At 69.8% G+C, this 16241-nt stretch carries 17 protein-coding genes; 9 read left to right on the top strand and 8 right to left on the bottom strand.

The genetic code is table 11. The annotated features are described in order from the left end of the window. Position 1 precedes the first annotated feature (1 nt). Entirely contained in the window at positions 2-1186 is a 1185-nt protein-coding gene (locus AMYBE_RS0103790) for a class I SAM-dependent RNA methyltransferase (RefSeq protein WP_020658007.1), read from the bottom strand. Beyond that, positions 1183-3231, bottom strand: coding sequence for an APC family permease (locus tag AMYBE_RS0103785; protein ID WP_020658006.1), 2049 nt, complete (start codon positions 3229-3231; stop codon positions 1183-1185). Before AMYBE_RS0103785 ends, AMYBE_RS0103790 begins: the two co-directional genes overlap by 4 nt. 155 nt (positions 3232-3386) lie before the next feature. Between AMYBE_RS0103785 and AMYBE_RS0103780 the strand changes: the two genes are divergently transcribed. Both AMYBE_RS0103780 and AMYBE_RS0103775 read left to right on the top strand, forming a co-directional pair. Continuing rightward, positions 3387-4052, top strand: a complete 666-nt coding sequence (locus tag AMYBE_RS0103780) for a potassium channel family protein (RefSeq protein ID WP_020658005.1) — start codon at positions 3387-3389, stop codon at positions 4050-4052. Then, positions 4052-4708, top strand: coding sequence for a potassium channel family protein (locus AMYBE_RS0103775; RefSeq protein ID WP_020658004.1), 657 nt, complete (start codon positions 4052-4054; stop codon positions 4706-4708). Before AMYBE_RS0103780 ends, AMYBE_RS0103775 begins: the two co-directional genes overlap by 1 nt. A 91-nt stretch (positions 4709-4799) precedes the next feature. Here AMYBE_RS0103775 and AMYBE_RS0103770 read toward each other — a convergent pair whose 3' ends face one another. Together AMYBE_RS0103770 and AMYBE_RS0103765 are read right to left on the bottom strand one after the other, a co-directional pair. Continuing rightward, positions 4800-5540: a DUF3159 domain-containing protein gene (locus tag AMYBE_RS0103770; protein ID WP_027927350.1), complete on the bottom strand. Its 741-nt coding sequence runs from the start codon at positions 5538-5540 to the stop codon at positions 4800-4802. A 9-nt stretch (positions 5541-5549) separates the two neighbouring features. Further along, positions 5550-5930, bottom strand: coding sequence for an OB-fold nucleic acid binding domain-containing protein (locus AMYBE_RS0103765; protein WP_009075573.1), 381 nt, complete (start codon positions 5928-5930; stop codon positions 5550-5552). A gap of 103 nt (positions 5931-6033) precedes the next feature. Between AMYBE_RS0103765 and AMYBE_RS0103760 the strand changes: the two genes are divergently transcribed. After that, positions 6034-6780 carry a hypothetical protein gene (locus tag AMYBE_RS0103760; RefSeq protein ID WP_020658002.1) on the top strand — a complete coding sequence of 249 codons (747 nt, stop codon included), beginning with the start codon at positions 6034-6036 and terminating at the stop codon, positions 6778-6780. Positions 6781-6833: 53 nt separating this feature from the next. Here the strand turns inward: AMYBE_RS0103760 and AMYBE_RS0103755 are convergent, their stop codons facing one another. Beyond that, positions 6834-7511 carry a DUF3710 domain-containing protein gene (locus AMYBE_RS0103755; protein ID WP_020658001.1) on the bottom strand — a complete coding sequence of 226 codons (678 nt, stop codon included), beginning with the start codon at positions 7509-7511 and terminating at the stop codon, positions 6834-6836. Beyond that, entirely contained in the window at positions 7511-8014 is a 504-nt protein-coding gene (dut, locus tag AMYBE_RS0103750; protein WP_020658000.1) for a dUTP diphosphatase, read from the bottom strand. The genes AMYBE_RS0103755 and dut overlap by 1 nt, the downstream gene beginning before the upstream one ends. Positions 8015-8038: 24 nt before the next feature. On the opposite strand from dut, the gene AMYBE_RS0103745 reads away from it, so the two are divergent. Then, on the top strand, positions 8039-8521 hold the full coding sequence (locus AMYBE_RS0103745) for a DUF3093 domain-containing protein (RefSeq protein WP_020657999.1): 483 nt from the start codon (positions 8039-8041) through the stop codon (positions 8519-8521). Positions 8522-8729: 208 nt separating this feature from the next. On the opposite strand, the gene AMYBE_RS0103740 is transcribed toward AMYBE_RS0103745, so the two are convergent. Further along, complete coding sequence (locus AMYBE_RS0103740; protein WP_013224476.1) at positions 8730-9038, bottom strand: DUF4193 domain-containing protein; 309 nt, start codon at positions 9036-9038, stop codon at positions 8730-8732. A gap of 508 nt (positions 9039-9546) precedes the next feature. On the opposite strand from AMYBE_RS0103740, the gene cei reads away from it, so the two are divergent. Then, the gene (gene cei / locus AMYBE_RS0103735) at positions 9547-10230 is read left to right on the top strand and encodes an envelope integrity protein Cei (protein ID WP_027927348.1); all 684 of its coding nucleotides are present in this window, start codon (positions 9547-9549) and stop codon (positions 10228-10230) included. Between the two features lie 113 nt (positions 10231-10343). On the opposite strand, the gene AMYBE_RS0103730 is transcribed toward cei, so the two are convergent. Then, entirely contained in the window at positions 10344-11171 is an 828-nt protein-coding gene (locus AMYBE_RS0103730; RefSeq protein WP_020657997.1) for an inositol monophosphatase family protein, read from the bottom strand. Between the two features lie 64 nt (positions 11172-11235). Between AMYBE_RS0103730 and ppgK the strand changes: the two genes are divergently transcribed. The 4 genes from ppgK (at position 11236) to AMYBE_RS0103710 (ending at position 16240) form a co-directional block, all read left to right on the top strand. Then, the gene (gene ppgK, locus AMYBE_RS0103725; protein WP_020657996.1) at positions 11236-11997 is read left to right on the top strand and encodes a polyphosphate--glucose phosphotransferase; all 762 of its coding nucleotides are present in this window, start codon (positions 11236-11238) and stop codon (positions 11995-11997) included. A gap of 212 nt (positions 11998-12209) precedes the next feature. Beyond that, the gene (locus AMYBE_RS0103720; RefSeq protein ID WP_020657995.1) at positions 12210-13652 is read left to right on the top strand and encodes an RNA polymerase sigma factor; all 1443 of its coding nucleotides are present in this window, start codon (positions 12210-12212) and stop codon (positions 13650-13652) included. Between the two features lie 600 nt (positions 13653-14252). Next, complete coding sequence (locus AMYBE_RS0103715; RefSeq protein WP_020657994.1) at positions 14253-15230, top strand: ABC transporter permease; 978 nt, start codon at positions 14253-14255, stop codon at positions 15228-15230. Beyond that, positions 15230-16240, top strand: a complete 1011-nt coding sequence (locus AMYBE_RS0103710) for an ABC transporter permease (RefSeq protein WP_020657993.1) — start codon at positions 15230-15232, stop codon at positions 16238-16240. Before AMYBE_RS0103715 ends, AMYBE_RS0103710 begins: the two co-directional genes overlap by 1 nt. Position 16241: the final 1 nt, after the last annotated feature.

Below are 16241 nucleotides of genomic sequence, written 5' to 3'. Positions count from 1 at the left end.
CTCACTGCAGCAGCGCGACGCACTCCACGTGATGCGTCATCGGGAACGCGTCGAACGCCCGCAAATCGGTCAACGAGTACCCGTGCTCGGCGAAGAACGCCACGTCCCGCGCAAGCGCCGCCGGGTCGCACGCCACGTACACGACCCGGTCCGGTTCCCCCGCCGCGATCGCCTCGACCACGGCACGGCCGGCCCCCTTGCGCGGCGGGTCCAGCACCACGACGTCGACCGGCGTCGGGGCGTCTTCGATGACGTGCTCCACCCGCCCGGTCTGCCAGCTCACCTGCGGCAGATCGGCCAGGTTCCGCTCGCCGTCGGCGACCGCGCGGCGGCCGGATTCGATGGCCAGCACCCGGCCGTCCGGACCGACCTGCTCGGCCAGCACCGCGGCGAACAGGCCGACGCCCGCGTAGAGGTCCCAGGCGACCCCGCCGTTCGGCGCTTCCGCCCAGTCGCCGACGACCTGCGCGAGCACGTCCGCGGCGCGCGGATGGACCTGCCAGAAGCCGTGTGCGTCCAGCCGCCATTCGCGGCCGGCGGCGTGCTGCACCGCCAGCCCGCCGGAGAGCTGCTTGCCCTGGGTTCGCCCGCGCACCGTCGCGAGTTCGCGAAGGTGGAGGTGGCCTTCGCCGTCGCTGGTCACCTCCAGTTCGGTGCCGGGACGCCAGCGCTTGCTCAACGCGGTGTCCAGCGATCCGGGCACGGCGATGGGACAGTCGTCCAGCGGGATCACGCGGTGGCTGTGGTGCGCGCGCAACCCGGCCCGACCGTCCCGGCCGGCGACCAGGCGGACGCGGCTGCGCCAGCCGAGCGGATTCTCGTCCAGCGGTTCGACCACCACGTCGCGCGTGACGCCGGCCAGCCGCTGCAGCTGCTCAGCCACGACGGCCGCCTTCAGCGAGCGCTGGTACTCCGGCGACGCGTGCTGCCAGTCGCAGCCGCCACAGCCGCCGGGAGCGGCGAGCGGACACGGCGGCGTGACGCGATGCGCGGACGCCTCCAGGACTTCCACCGCGTCCGCGCGGCAGAACGAGCCGCCCTTGTCCTCGGTCACCTCGACGCGCACGCGTTCGCCGGGCAGCGCGTGCCGGACGAACACCACCCGGCCGTCTGCCCGCGACACACAGTGTCCGCCGTGCGCCACCGGGCCGACTTCCAGCTCCAGGGTGCGCCCTAGCCAGCTCATTCAGAATTCTCCTTGGTTACAGGGGCCGGCTTGGCCGCGTCAGCGGGCCTCGGCGCACCGGTCGCGAAGCCGCGTCGCACGTCACCGGCGGACGGACGGGTCTTGCGCAGCCGCGCGGCCGCTTTCGCCGACGACTCCAGCTGCCACGGCACGCTCGCCACGACCACGCCCGGTTGGAACAACAGCCGCCCCTTGAGCCGCAACGCGCTCTGGTTGTGCAGCACCTGCTCCCACCAGTGCCCGACGACGTACTCGGGAATGAACACCGTGACCACGTCGCGCGGATTGGCGCCGCGCACGCGCTTCACGTAGTCCAAGACCGGCTTCGTGATTTCCCGGTACGGCGACTCGACGACCTTCAGCGGCACCTTGAACTTGTGCTCTTCCCATTCCTGGGTGAGGTGCCGGGTGTCTACATCGTCCACGTTGACAGTAACCGCCTCGAGCACGTCCGGGCGCATCGCCTTCGCGTAGGCCAGCGCACGCAGCGTCGGCCGGTGCAGCTTCGACACCAGCACGATGGCGTGGTTGCGCGAGGGCAGCACGGTCGACGCCTCGCCCATCTCCTTCAGTTCGTCGGCCACCCGGTCGTAGTGCTTCCGGATCGCCGTCATCAGCGCGAAGATCGCCACCATCGCGGCGATCGCGATCCACGCGCCGAGCAGGAACTTCGTGATCAACACGATGACCAGCACGGTGCCGGTCATCGTCAGGCCGATCGCGTTCACCGTCTGAGAGCGGCGCATCCGCCGCCGCGCGCCCGGGTCGGTCTCCTTGGCCAGCAGCCGGTTCCAGTGCCGGATCATGCCCGCCTGGCTCACCGTGAACGACACGAACACGCCCACGATGTACAGCTGGATCAGCCGGGTGACCTCCGCGTCGAACGCGATGATCAACACCAGCGCGAAGACCGCGAGGAACAGGATCCCGTTGGAGAACGCGAGCCGGTCGCCGCGGGTGTGCAGCTGGCGCGGCAGGTAGCGGTCCTGGGCGAGGATCGAGCCGAGCACCGGGAATCCGTTGAACGCGGTGTTCGCGGCCAGCAGCAGGATGATGCCGGTGGAGAACGAGATGTAGTAGAACGCCGGCGGGAAGCTGGCGAACACCGCATGCGCGATCTGCGCGACGATCGTCTTCTGCTCATAGCCCGCGGGCGCGCCGGCCAGCTGCCGCGCCGGATCCTCGGCGAAGTTCACCTTGGTGACGACCGCGAGCGTGATGATGCCGACCAGCATGGTCACCGCGAGCACGCCCATCAGCAGCAGCGTGGTGGCGGCGTTCTTCGACTTCGGCTTGCGGAACGCGGGCACGCCGTTGCTGATCGCCTCGACGCCGGTCAGCGCCGCGGCACCGGAGGAGAACGACCGCAGGATCAGGAACACGAACGCGAACCCGGCCCAGCTGCCCTCTTGGTGCAGGGTGAACCCGGCGCTCTCGGCCCGCATCTCGGTGCCGGTCGCGGCCTGGAACAGACCCCAGGCGACCATCAGCAGAATCCCGGCGATGAATCCATAGGTGGGGATGGCGAACGCTTTGCCGGATTCGCGCACTCCGCGAAGATTCAGCGCGGTCAGAATCGCCACGATCGCGACCGCGGTGATCACTTTGTGATCGGCCACCCACGGCACCGCGGAGCCGATGTTCGCGACACCGGACGAAGTGGACACCGCGACGGTCAGCACGTAGTCGACCAGCAGCGCGCTCGCCACCGTGAGGCCGAACTTGCCGCCCATGTTGGTGGTCGCGACTTCGTAGTCGCCGCCGCCGCTCGGGTAGGCGTGCACGTTCTGCCGATACGAGGCGACGACGACCAGCATGACCAGCGCGACCGCGACGCCGATCCACGGCGCGAAGGCGTATGCGGACAGGCCCGCGACGCTCAGCGTCAGGAAGATCTCCTCCGGCGCGTACGCCACGCTGGACAGCGCGTCAGAGGCGAAAATCGGCAGCGCGATGCGCTTCGGCAACAGTGTGTGGGAGAGACGGTCACTGCGGAACGGACGTCCGAGGACCAGCCGCTTCAGCACGGTCGGGAACTTCGACACCTGCAGAATGTACAGCGAAGCGCGGCTTCTCCGTTGGGCGCGGGGGCCGAGGAGGAAGGCAGAGCTAACGGGCAGGGACAAGGCAAGGTAGGTTCGGCGCTGGTGTCCGAGGGTACCCACGAACGGGTCATCCACCCCCTGCTAGGAGGCTAAGCGTGCACGTGGTGATCATGGGATGCGGCCGGGTCGGCGCGTCCCTGGCCGCGGCGCTGGAGCGGCTCGGCCACGAAGTGGCCGTCATCGACAAGAACCAGCAGGCGTTCCGCCGGCTGGGCAGCGACTTCCAGGGCCAGCAGGTCGTCGGGGTCGGATTCGACCGCCGAGTGCTCATCGAAGCCGGAATCGAGCGCGCGGGCGCGTTCGCGGCTGTGTCGAGCGGCGACAATTCCAACATTATTTCCGCTCGGGTCGCGCGCGAGAACTTCGGCATCGAACATGTGGTCGCGCGCATTTACGACCACAAGCGCGCCGCGGTATACGAACGGCTCGGCATTCCGACCGTCGCGACCGTGCCGTGGACGACCGACCGGTTCCTGCGCACCCTGCTGCCCGACGGCGTCGCCTCCGCCTGGCGCGACCCGTCCGGCAATGTCGCACTGCTGCAGCTTCCGCTGCACGAGGGCTGGGTCGGCCGCAGCGTGCGCGAACTGCAGGAAGCGACCGGGGCCAGGGTGGCGTTCATGATGCGGTTCGGCACACCGGTGCTGCCGGACGCGAAAACCGTCGTGCAGGCCGACGACGACGTATGGGTGGCGGCGCGATCGGGCACCGTCGGAGACGTGACGAGCGTGGCCGCTCGCGCCCCCGAGGAGGAGAACTGATGCGGGTCGCGATCGCGGGCGCGGGCGCCGTCGGGCAGTCCATCGCCGCCGAGCTCATCGACGCAAACCACCAGGTGATGCTGATCGAGCGGGACGCCGACGAGTTCGAGCCGGAATCCGTGCCGCAGGCCGACTGGGTGCTGGGCGACGCCTGCGAGGTGTCGATCCTCGAGGAGGCCGGCATCGAACGCTGCGACGTGGTGATCGCGGCGAGCGGTGACGACAAGGCCAACCTGGTGGTGTCGCTGCTGGCGAAGACCGAGTTCGCGGTGCGCCGGGTGGTGGCGCGGGTGAACAACCCGGCCAACGAATGGCTGTTCACCGACGCGTGGGGCGTCGACGTCGCGGTGTCGACGCCGCGGATGCTCGCCGCGATGGTCGAGGAAGCGGTGAGCGTCGGCGACCTGGTGCGGCTGATGACCTTCCGTCAGGGGCAGGCGAACCTGGTGGAACTCACCCTGCCGGAGGAGACGCCGCTGGCCGGCAAGCCGGTGAGCGAACTGGCGCTGCCGCGCGACGCGGCGCTGGTGACCATCCTGCGCGGCGACCGGGTCATCGTGCCGCAGCCGGAGGACCCGCTGGAGGCCGGCGACGAACTGCTGTTCGTGGCGACTTCGGACGTGGAGCCGGAAATCCGGTCGGCGCTCGGCTACTGACCGCCCCAATGCCACATTGGGTGCATCTGACGCACCCAATGTGGCATTGGGTGCGTTGCATGCACCCAATGCCACATTGGGGCGGCGGCTGTCAGGATTCGGGGGTGGGGGCCTGCGCGTATTTCTCGCGCAGCCTGGCCTCCGCCTGTGCGTCGGTCTCCGGTTCCGGCTCGTTCTCGGCGAGCGCCTTCAGCCGCTTGTCCGACCGCCGCACCGCCCACACGACGACCAGCAGGCCGATCGCGTACAGCGGATAGCCCATGGCGATCTTCGCGAACGCCAGCCAGCCGGTCTGGTTGCCGTCGTAGAGCCAGCGCTGCACCACGAACCGGGCGGCGAAGATGACCGCCATGGCCAGCGTCGCGACGTCGTAGCCGTAGCGGGACGGCTTGTCCTGGCGCCACCCGGTGCCGGTGCCGTTGAGGGCGTTCCAGATGACACCGGCCAGCGGCCAGCGCACCAGAACCGACACCACGAACACGCCGCAGTAGAGCAGGCTGGCCCAGATGCCGAAGAGGAAGAACCCCTTCGCCGAGCCGGTGCGGAACGCGATGAACGCCGCGACCGCGACGCCGAAGAAACCCGAGATGGCCGGCTGCAGCGGCTCCTTGCGGACCACGCGCAGCACGGTGATCGCGACGGCGCTGCCGATCGAGCCCCAGATCGCCGCGGTCAGCCCGAAGATCGCGTTCAGCAGCACGAACACGATCACCGGCACGGACGAGTAGAACAGGCCGGATACCCCGCCCATCTGTTCCATCAGGGTGGGCTGGCGGTCGTCGTCCCCGCTTCCGGGCACGGCCTTCTCGTCGCGAGGAGCGGGTTCAGTCACGAGTGTTGATCACCCTACCGGGCTCTGGAGTTCGTAATACGGGTTGTAGAGCACCTTCTGCCCGTCCCGTTCGGCCATCCGGCCGCGGACCTTGACAGTGCGGCCTGGCTCGATGCCGGGGATCCGGCGCCTGCCCAGCCAGATTAGCGTCACGCCCTGGGTGCCGTCGAACAGCTCCGCCTGCAGCGAGGCGGGTCCGTCGGTGGGGGACAGCTCGACGCTGCGCAGTCTGCCGAGCACGGTCACCTCTTCGCCCGACCGGCAATCGCAGGCACGCTGCGCGCCTTCGGCACCGGACCGCTCGGACATTTCGTCGGCGTCGAGATCCTCGACGTCGCTGGTCAGCTTGCGAACCAACCGGCTGAAGTAGCCGCCGTCTTTGGCGGACATGGCGTGCTCCTGTGCTCCGGGGCCCCCGACTTCGTTCGGCCCGTGCTCTTCCAGCGTAGCTGTGGTCTCAGCAAGGGAAACGGGTTTGCGGCAAGATCGCAACGTGACGTCCGCAATCCGTCCTCCCGCCGCCGTCCTGCTGCCCGGAACGGGCTCCGACGAGGTCTTCGTGCGGGCGGTGTTCGGCGGTCCGCTCGCCGCCCTGGGCCTGCCTCTGACCACGCCAAAGCCGCTCCCCGGCGCCGCCGTAGTGGACGGCTTTCTCGCCGAACTGGACCGTCTGGCGGACCAATACGGGACCCTCCTCGTGGGCGGGATCTCTTTCGGCGCGCACCTGGCCGCCGAATGGGCGGTCGCGAATCCCGGCCGTTGCGCCGGTCTGCTGGCCGCCCTCCCCGCCTGGAACGGCGAGCCCGGACCAGCACCCGCAGCGCTTGCCGCGACGCTCACCGCCGATCTGGTGGCCGAGAAGGGCGTCGACGCGGCGATCGCGCAAGCCGAAGCGGGCAGCCCGCCCTGGCTCGCCGCGGAACTGAGCCGCGCGTGGCGCGGGCACGGCGATGGACTGGCCGCCGGCTTGCGCGTCGCCGCACGACGACCAGCCCCCGAGCTCGCGCTGCTGCGCGGTCTGGATGTCCCGGCCGGAATCGGTGCGTGCACCGACGACCCGATCCATCCGGCCGCGGTGGCCCGGGCCTGGGCGGGTGCACTCCCCCGAGGCGAATACGGCGAGACGACGCTCGCCGCGATGGGGACGGACCCGGAATCGCTCGGCCGGGCGACTGTGCTGGCCTACCTGCGCGCTTTGACCGCCGAGCCAGTCCGTGAAGGGCCCCTTGAGGGAATCTGATTCCCTCAAGGGGCCCTTCACGGACGGGGTACGGGGAACGGGGGAAGCGGCGGTCAGCCCTGCTGTTCGGCGATGTGCTGCGCGACCGCTTCCGGCAACGTGATCGGCAGCGGAGTCCGCACCGGCATCGGCGAATTCCCCCGGTCCACCACCGTCGCCCGCACGATCGCCCGCAGCACCTCCGGCGCCTGTGCCGCCGTCGACTGCGGCCCGGCGATCACCCCGCGCAGCATCCACCGGGGCCCGTCGACCCCGACGAACCGCAGCGCCACGTCGCCGACGATGGCGGAAAGCTCCATGCCCCATTCGCCGCGCCCGACGTTGACCTTCGCCCCGTCGGTCCGCAGCTGGTCGGCGAGCTCGTCGCTGACCTCGCGCCACAGCCCGCCGGACTTGGGCGCGGCGTACGCGCTCACGGTGATCTGCCCGATCTCGGTCACGACGTGCACCGCGCGCACGCCGCCCTCGTCCGGGTCCATCTCGACCTGCACCTGCGACCCGTCGGGCACCGGCACCTTGACCGAGCCGAGGTCGATCCGAGGGATGCCGTCCTCCTCGGCGTCGGCGACGTCGAAGGGGCCGTCCGGCGTCGCCGAAAGCTGGTCGTCGAAGGCGTCGTCGAGGACGTCGTCGGCTTCGCCGGCGGTGTCGACGTCGCGCTCGGCGTCCTCGGAGGTGACGCCCCCGGTCTCGTCCCCGCCGGACCGGCGCTTGCGTCCGAAAATCCCCACTATCGTTCCGTTCCTTCCCCGGTGCCCGCGCCGGTGTCTCCGGCGCCGGGTACCAGTGTGGCGTGCCCGCCGGTCGAGCCGTAACCTCCGGCGCCGCGTTCAGTCTCGCCCAGTTCGGCCACCTCGACGAAGTCGGCGTGCTCGACGCGCTGCACGACGAGCTGCGCGATCCGGTCGCCCCGGGACAGCACGATCTTCTCGCGCGGGTCGTGGTTGACCAGGCACACCCGGATCTCGCCGCGGTAGCCCGAGTCGATCGTTCCGGGAGTGTTCACCACCGACAAGCCGACGCGAGCCGCGAGCCCGGAGCGCGGGTGCACGAACCCGGCGTACCCGGGCGGCAGCGCGATCGCGACCCCGGTGCCGACGACCCCGCGTTCGCCGGGTCCGAGCACGATATCCGAGGTGGTGACGAGATCGGCCCCGGCGTCGCCGGGCCGGGCGTAGGCGGGCGGCGGGACGCCGGGGTCGAGCCGCTGAAGGAGGACCTGAACGCTGGACACGGGCGGCGAGACTACCCTTGTCCCGTGGCTGACCGCGTGAACACCGCCGCGACGGGCGTCGTCGCACACTCCGAACGGCTGTACCTGCCGTGGTGGGGCTGGATCCTGCCGATGGCCGGGGCCATTCTGCTCGGCGTCGAGGTCCACCTCGGCTATCCGTCGATCCCGATGTGGATCCCGCTGGGCATCGCGGTGCCGGTGATGGCCGCCTTGCTGCTGTCGCTCGGCCGCGCCCGGGTCCGGATCACCGGCGGGGACGAGCCGGAGCTGTGGGTCGGCGACGCGCACCTGCCGTTGCGCTACGTCGGCGAGATCAAGATCGTCCAGGGCGACGCGAAGCGGCACGCGCTGGGCCGCGACGGCGACCCGGCCGCGTTCGTGGTGCACCGCGGCTGGGTGGGGCCGGCGATCCGGCTGACCCTGACCGACCCGGCCGACCCGACGCCGTACTGGCTGTTCAGCACCCGCAAGCCGGAGAAGGTCGCCGAACTGCTGCGCGGCGCCTGACTCCCACCGCGGACCTGCCGGAAGTCCGGGAAGAGCTGCGCACGGACTTGGATTCCGTCAAGTCGTCGTTCGCGGCGGACCGGACGTACGGTTTCCGAGCGCACGGGAAAGGGGCCGGCCCGAAGGCCGACCCCTCTGTTCCCCGGCTCTGGTGCGCGCCGCGGCCGTGCGTCCCCGTGTTCCCCGTGGTTCCCCTCGAATCCCCAGGTCAGGCGCAGTCGCGGCAGATCAGCCGGCCGCCGTTGTCCTCGGCGAGCCTGCTGCGGTGGTGTACCAGGAAGCAGACGGAACAGGTGAACTCGTCCGCTTGCTTCGGCACGACCTTCACGGTCATGTCTTCCCCGGAAAGCCCGGACAGGTCCGCGCCGGGCAGTTCGAAGTTCTCCGCGGTCGCATCCTCGTCGACGTCGACGACGCCGGACTGGTTCTCGTTGCGACGGGCCTTCAGCTCCTCCAACGAGTCTTCGGCCAGCTCGTCGGCTTCGCTGCGGCGCGGAGCGTCGTAGTCGGTAGCCATGGTGTCCTCACCCCTGCGATATCAGCATCTCGTCCTGCACCGATCCCGGAAGCCCGGTACCGGCCGTGCCGCTGGTCAACGTTCCAGCGCCCCTGTTTGTGCCCGGCCTGCGAGTGACCGAGGTCTCAGCCCCTCGGGCGCTCGTCCGGCGGCCGGAGCCCGGGAAGGGTAGCTCACCGCCGAACGCGTCTCGCACCGAGTCGGAGATTGCCTCGCGATCGTCACCCGAGAGGGGGAACGCGCAGGTGAGAAGGGTCCCTCCGATCGGGTTGCCCCGGGGTCGGGAACGTCACCCGGGCGCCGCGTCCGCTTGCCGCCGCGGACGACTCCGTGGTGCGATCGCCGCAGGGGAAATACGCGCTCCAGGAGAGGGTGACCCGCGCCACCGGCCGCCGCGGCCGGTGTTTAGGCTCACCACCTGCGGACGCCGGTGCGTACGCTGGTCGTTACGGCACGGCGCGGACGGGGATTCCGCGACGGGTTTCCGCGAGGGGAAGGGACAGGGCGGGTGGCGTCGGGGAACGGGTCGGGAAGTCGTGATTTGCGGCCCTATCGCAAGCACCGGCCGCTGCCCGCGTTGATCGTGATCGGCGTGCTCGCGCTCGGCGCGGTGTTCGTGTGGGTGCACGCAGTGGTCGGCCGCGGCGACATCGACGAAGCAGTGCGCTGCACACCGGAGCCCACTGCCCCGCCCGGCGTCACGTACACCCAGGTGCCGCACAACGGCCTCGACAACCGCGCACCCGTTCCTCCGGACAAGGTCGCGCTGAAGGTGCTCAACGCGAGCACCACGCGCGGGCAGGGCGGCATCGCGTCGACCGCGCTGCGCGAACTCGGTTTCACCGCGATCGGCGACCCGGGCAACGACCCGGCGTACCCGAAGGGCGACGCGCGCTGCCGCGGCCAGATCCGCTTCGGCGATAACGGCGCCGCGGCCGCCCGCACGGTCAGCCTGGTCGTCCCGTGCGCGGAACTGGTCCGCGACAACCGCAAGGACGCCAGCGTCGACCTGACCACCGGCAAGCTCTTCACCGACATCCAGCCGCGGCCGGAGGCGGTCAAGGTGCTCAAGCAGCTCACCGCCTGGTCCCAGTCGCACCAGGGCGGCGGCAGCAGCGAGCAGTCGGCCGGGGCGAGCGCGCCGGTGGTCGACCAGACGCTGCTCGCATCGGCGCGCAACGTCACCTGCTGACCCGAACCAGCGTCCGTGAAGGGCCCCTTGAGGGAATCCAAGTCCCTCAAGGGGCCCTTCCCGGCCGTGCCCTGCCGCAGCGCTGAGCGAGCGGCAGGACACGGCTGGGATCGTCAGACCTCTGCCGCACCGGAGGCGGCCAGCGCCGCGCGCAGGTCCGCGGCCACGGACGGCGCGGCGGCGAACGTCGCGTCCTCCCCCAGGTCCGCGGCGTCACCCGGCAGCAGCACGGTCGCGCCGGCCTCCTGCGCCACCAGCGCGGCCGCCGCCCAGTCCCAGCGGTGCAGGCCGTGCTCGAAGAACCCGTCCAGCCAGCCGGCCGCCACCGCGCACAGATCCAGCGAAGCCGAGCCGCGCCGCCGGACGTCGCGCACCCGGCTCACCATCCGCGCGGCCAGCGCGCCCTGCCGGACCCGGCGCTCCTGCGAGTACGAGAACCCGATGCCGAGCAGGGACAGCTCCAGCCGTTCCGGTGCGGACACCGTCAGCTGCCGCCCGTCGAGCCACGCGCCGCCGCCGCGGACCGCGGTCCAGCGGCGGCCGCTGACCGGTTCCACGACCGCGCCGGCGACCGACACCCCGTCGATCTGCGCGGCGATCGAGACGGCGAAGTCCGGGAGCCCGTAGAGGAAGTTCACCGTGCCGTCGATCGGGTCGACGACCCAGGTGACGCCGCCGCCGAGTTCGCCGCCGCCCTCCTCTCCCAGCACCGGTTCGCCGGGCCTCAGCCGCCCCAGACGGGTGCGCACGAGCTCCTCGGACTCGCGGTCCACCGCGGTGACGACGTCGGTCTCCGCCGACTTCGTGTCCACCGCGACCGAGCCGCCGGACTGCATCCGCATCCACGCCGAGCGCACCAGGTGCGCGGCCTCGACTCCGACCTGCTCAGCGGTGTTCTTCAGGTCGTTCAGCGTCGCCTCGTCAACTCCCACGCCCGCCATGTCACCACATCCGGTTAAAGTCTCCGCAGCAGACTTCTGAATCGTGCGAGAAGGGACCACGTCAGTGACGGCGACCCGAGGCTTCGGAATCGACATCGGCGGCAGCGGGATCAAGGGCGCGCTGGTCGATTTGGAACGGGGAGAGCTCATCGGGGAGCGGCACCGGATCGAGACTCCGCAGCCGTCCACCCCGGACGCGGTGGCGGACGTGGTCGCCGGGATCCTCCGTGTGGCGCAGTGGGACGGGCCGGTCGGCGTCACGCTGCCCGCGGTCGTCAAGAAGGGCACCGCGTACACCGCGGCCAACATCGACCACAAGTGGATCGGCACCGACGCCGAGTCGCTGTTCGCGAAGCGGCTCGGCAAAGGCGTCGAAGAGGTCACGATGCTGAACGACGCGGACGCCGCCGGGCTCGCCGAGATCCGGTTCGGCGACCCGGCCGCCAGCGTCGGCGTGACCGCGCTGCTGACCTTCGGCACCGGCATCGGCAGCGCGCTGTTCCACGACGGCAAGCTCGTGCCGAACACCGAATTCGGCCACCTCGAGGTCGACGGGCACGACGCGGAGAAGCGCGCCGCCGCCTCCGTGAAGGACAACGAGGGGCTTTCCTATCCGGAGTGGGCCAAGCGGGTGCACCGGTACCTCTCGGTGCTGGAGAACCTGATCGCGCCGGATCTGTTCATCGTCGGCGGCGGGGTCAGCAAGAAGGCCGAGAAGTGGGTGCCGCTGCTGGACATCCGCACGCCGGTCGCGGTCGCGTCGTTGCAGAACAACGCGGGCATCGTCGGCGCCGCCGCGGCCGCCGCGGAGAGCGCCGGGCACTGACGCGGCCGTCTCGGAACGGTCACGGAAAGGCGCCGTCCGGCAGGCCGGAGGGTGATCGCTTCGCGCCGCACTCGGCCGACGTCGTTACAATGGAACGCGGCGCAGGAGCTGCGGACCGAAAACCGCAGGCCCAGAGCGTGTTCCCCGTATGTGAGGCAGCTGAGGTGGGATCATCTCGGCTCGTCATGATCGACCGCTGCGAAAGGGCGTAAGTGGCAGCCGCAAGAACCGCAACCCGAAGCGGGACGAAGACAGCGACCGCAGCCGGCGAGCCGGCCGACGAGGCAGCCACCGGAGCGGCGAAGGCCCCGGCGCGCAAGACCGCCGCCAAGCCGGCTGGCGCCAAGAAGGCACCGGCCAAGAAGGCACCGGCGAAGAAGGCCGCCGCCAAGGGCTCGACCGACGACGGCGATCCCGACGGCCCCGTCGATCTCGACGACGCCGACCTGGAGACCCCGGATCTGTCCGATCTCGAAGAGGTCGAGGTCGACGTGGTCGACGAGTCGGTCAACGACGGCACCGACGACGATGACGACGACTCCGACGACTCCGACGACGCGGACGAGGCCGACAGCAAGGAAGCGGGTACCGACGCGGCAGGCGCCACCACTGCTGCCCGTCGCCGCGCCGCCGCCTCGGAAAAGGGCGGCAAGTCCTCGGACAACCCGGACTTCGTGTGGGACGAGGAGGAGTCCGAGGCGCTGCGCCAGGCGCGCAAGGACGCCGAGCTCACCGCGTCGGCCGACTCGGTCCGCGCCTACCTCAAGCAGATCGGCAAGGTCGCGCTGCTCAACGCCGAGGAGGAGGTGGAGCTCGCCAAGCGGATCGAGGCCGGGCTCTACGCCGCCGAGCGCGTGCGCACCGCCGAAGAGGAGGGCGAGAAGCTCGTCACCCAGATGCGCCGCGACCTCAAGTGGATCGTGCGCGACGGCGAGCGGGCCAAGAACCACCTGCTGGAGGCGAACCTCCGGCTGGTCGTGTCGCTGGCCAAGCGCTACACCGGCCGCGGCATGGCGTTCCTGGACCTGATCCAGGAGGGCAACCTCGGCCTGATCCGCGCGGTGGAGAAGTTCGACTACACCAAGGGCTACAAGTTCTCCACGTACGCCACGTGGTGGATCCGCCAGGCGATCACCCGCGCGATGGCCGACCAGGCCCGCACCATCCGGATCCCGGTGCACATGGTCGAGGTCATCAACAAGCTCGGCCGCATACAGCGCGAACTCCTTCAGGACCTCGGCCGCGAGCCGACGCCCGAGGAGCTCGCCAAGGAGATGGACATCTCGCCGGAGAAGGTCCTGGAGATCCAGCAGTACGCGCGCGAGCCGATCTCGCTGGACCAGACCATCGGCGACGAGGGCGACTCGCAGCTCGGCGACTTCATCGAAGACTCCGAAGCGGTCGTCGCGGTGGACGCGGTGTCGTTCACGCTGCTGCAGGACCAGCTCCAGTCGGTACTGCAGACGCTGTCCGAGCGCGAGGCGGGCGTGGTCCGGCTGCGCTTCGGCCTCACCGACGGCCAGCCGCGCACCCTCGACGAGATCGGCCAGGTCTACGGCGTCACGCGCGAGCGGATCCGGCAGATCGAGTCGAAGACGATGTCGAAGCTGCGTCACCCGTCGCGTTCGCAGGTGCTGCGCGACTACCTGGACTGAACCAGTCCCGGCATCGGAGAGAAACCCCGTCCCGCGTTCGCGGAGGCGGGGTTTTTCCGTTTCCGGGTAATGCGCGCCGCCCTGCAATTCCCAGCGCACTCCGGCGGTTATTCCGGCCCGGTGCGCCGTCCAGCCACAGTGGACCGGAGGACGAGCGGGGCACGCGATCGTGCTTATTCCCGTGCACCACAAACGAAATCGTCGCTGCCGGACGGACTCCTCGCCGATGCCCCGAGGGCGGTTTTCCGACCGGTTGTTCGCAGCGCCGCCCGTTTACCGTTCACATCCGTTCACCCGGAACCCCCGGAACCGTTCCGGAATGCTCATCGCCGGTGCACGACCCGGCACCCACCGCGACGCCGGGACCTGCGCAACATGCGAAAGTCGGTTGTTCACCGCCTGACTGCGAAAATCGTGATTGTTTGGTTGCCTGAAAACGAAGATCGCGGCCAGTGATCGAGATTATGCTGCGCTCACAACGAGCGTCAGTATTGGAAGGCAGCAGCGCCCAGTGTTTTCGATGAAAACTCAATCGCGAGCGAGTCAGGGATGCCCGGCGGCACGGAGCGGATCCTCCGGCCCCGGTGAAGCGAGGCAACTGTGATCGGGTTCCTCCTCCGCAGACTCGTCAACTACGTCGCCCTTTGTCTCGTCGCGACTTTCGCGGCGTTCTCCCTGGCGTCGCTGTCCTTCAACCCGCTGGACGCGCTGAAGCTGCGCAACCCGCCCGCCCCGCAGGCGACCATCGACGCGAAGGCCGCCGAGCTGCACCTGGACCAGGCGATCCCGCACCGGTTCATCACCTGGCTGGGCGGCGTGATCCAGGGCAACTTCGGCCGCACCGTCGCCGACCAGGCGATCACCGACGAACTGTTCCGCCGCGCCGGCGTCAGCCTCCGGCTGTTCCTGCTCGGCATCACGCTCGGCATCATCATCGGCGTGCTGGTCGGCGTGGTCAGCGCGATCCGCCAGTACAAGATCAGCGACTACCTCGCCACCACGTTCTCCTTCGTGGTGCTGTCCACGCCGGTGTTCGTGATCGCCACGGTGCTCAAGGCGGGCGCCCAGTCGGTGAACGACAACCTGCTCGACGGGTACCAGTTCTTCATCGTGCAAGGCGAGGGCGGCAGCGTCGACGGCGGATTCGGCGACGTGCTGCTCGACCGGCTGCAGCACATCATCGTGCCGACGCTGGCGATCGTGCTGACCCAGGTCGCCTACTACAGCCGCTACCAGCGTTCGGCGATGCTCGACGTGCTGGGCTCGGACTTCCTGCGCACCGCGCAGGCCAAGGGCCTCACCCGCCGCCGCGCGCTGTTCAAGCACGGCCTGCGCACCGCGCTGATCCCGATGGCGACGCTGTTCGCGTTCGGTTTCGGCCTGCTGATCACCGGCGGTGTCTTCACCGAGAAGATCTTCGGCTGGTACGGCATGGGCGACTGGCTGGTGACCGGCATCCAGAAGCAGGACACCAACATCGTCACGACCGTGACCCTGTTCATCGCGCTCTGCGTGCTGCTCGCCGGCTGGCTCGCGGACGTGCTCTACGCCGCGCTCGACCCGAGGGTGAGGATCTGATGGCCGCCCCATTGAACGAGGCCGACCTCGCCGATTCGGCCGTCGCCGCCACCCAGGCCGAGAACGAGGAGACCGCGAAGTCCTCCAGCCGCGGCAAGCTCGTCGCGCGCCGGTTCTTCCGCAACAAGCTCGCGCTCGCCGGGCTCGTCGTGATCTTGCTGTTCTACGTCGCGGCCTTCACCTACACCTGGTACACCCCCTGGGGCTACGACGAGCTCGACTCGATGGCCACCCTGATGCCGCCGGACGGCTCGCATTGGTTCGGCACCAACCAGATCGGCGGCGACATGTTCGCGCAGACCATGCGCGGGCTGCAGAAGTCGCTGACCATCGGCCTGCTGGCCGCGCTGTTCTCCACCGGCGTGGCCTCGATCGTCGGCGCGGCCGCCGGCTACTTCGGCGGCTGGACCGACCGGATCTCGATGTGGGTCGTCGACCTGCTGCTGATCCTGCCGCCGTTCCTGATCATCTCGATCCTGTCGCCCGCCTTCCGCGGCAAGACCTGGCTGATCCTGGTCGGGCTGATCGCGCTGTTCCAGTGGATGATCACCGCCCGCATCGTCCGCGGCATGACGCTGACCCTGCGCGAGCGCGAGTTCGTCAAGGCCGCGAAGTTCATGGGCCAGTCCCCGTGGCGGATCATTTTCAAGCACATCGTGCCGAACATGGCGTCGCTGCTGATCATCGACGCGACGATCAACGTCGGCGTCGCGATCATCACCGAGACGTCGCTGTCGTTCTTCGGTTTCGGCGTGCAGGCGCCGGACGTTTCGCTGGGCACGCTGATCTCGACCGGCTCGGACGCGGTTCGCACGTTCCCCTGGCTGTTCTACATCCCGGCCGGCTTCCTGGTGTTCACCGTGCTCGCGGTGAACTTCGTCGGCGACGGACTGCGCGACGCGCTCGACCCGTCGTCCAGCCGTTCGCGGCGCAAGGAACGCAAGCGGATCCAGGAAAACACCGCGAAGACGTCCTCTTCGTCTGCGCAGACCGTGGGAGCAGAAGCATGAG

The organism is Amycolatopsis benzoatilytica AK 16/65 (genome assembly GCF_000383915.1).
Classification (GTDB): Bacteria; Actinomycetota; Actinomycetes; order Mycobacteriales; family Pseudonocardiaceae; genus Amycolatopsis; species Amycolatopsis benzoatilytica.
The sequence above is the reverse complement of the archived record's forward strand: the minus strand, read 5'-3'. Positions and strand labels throughout refer to the sequence as shown.

What these genes read in the sequence shown, in the direction of transcription:
- AMYBE_RS0103790 (WP_020658007.1), bottom strand. Translation starts at nt 1,186, where the DNA reads ATGAGCTGGCTAGGGCGCACCCTGGAGCTGGAAGTCGGCCCGGTGGCG.
- AMYBE_RS0103775 (WP_020658004.1), top strand. Translation starts at nt 4,052, where the DNA reads ATGCGGGTCGCGATCGCGGGCGCGGGCGCCGTCGGGCAGTCCATCGCC.
- AMYBE_RS0103765 (WP_009075573.1), bottom strand. Translation starts at nt 5,930, where the DNA reads ATGTCCGCCAAAGACGGCGGCTACTTCAGCCGGTTGGTTCGCAAGCTG.
- AMYBE_RS0103740 (WP_013224476.1), bottom strand. Translation starts at nt 9,038, where the DNA reads ATGGCTACCGACTACGACGCTCCGCGCCGCAGCGAAGCCGACGAGCTG.
- AMYBE_RS0103730 (WP_020657997.1), bottom strand. Translation starts at nt 11,171, where the DNA reads ATGGCGGGCGTGGGAGTTGACGAGGCGACGCTGAACGACCTGAAGAAC.
- AMYBE_RS0103710 (WP_020657993.1), top strand. Translation starts at nt 15,230, where the DNA reads ATGGCCGCCCCATTGAACGAGGCCGACCTCGCCGATTCGGCCGTCGCC.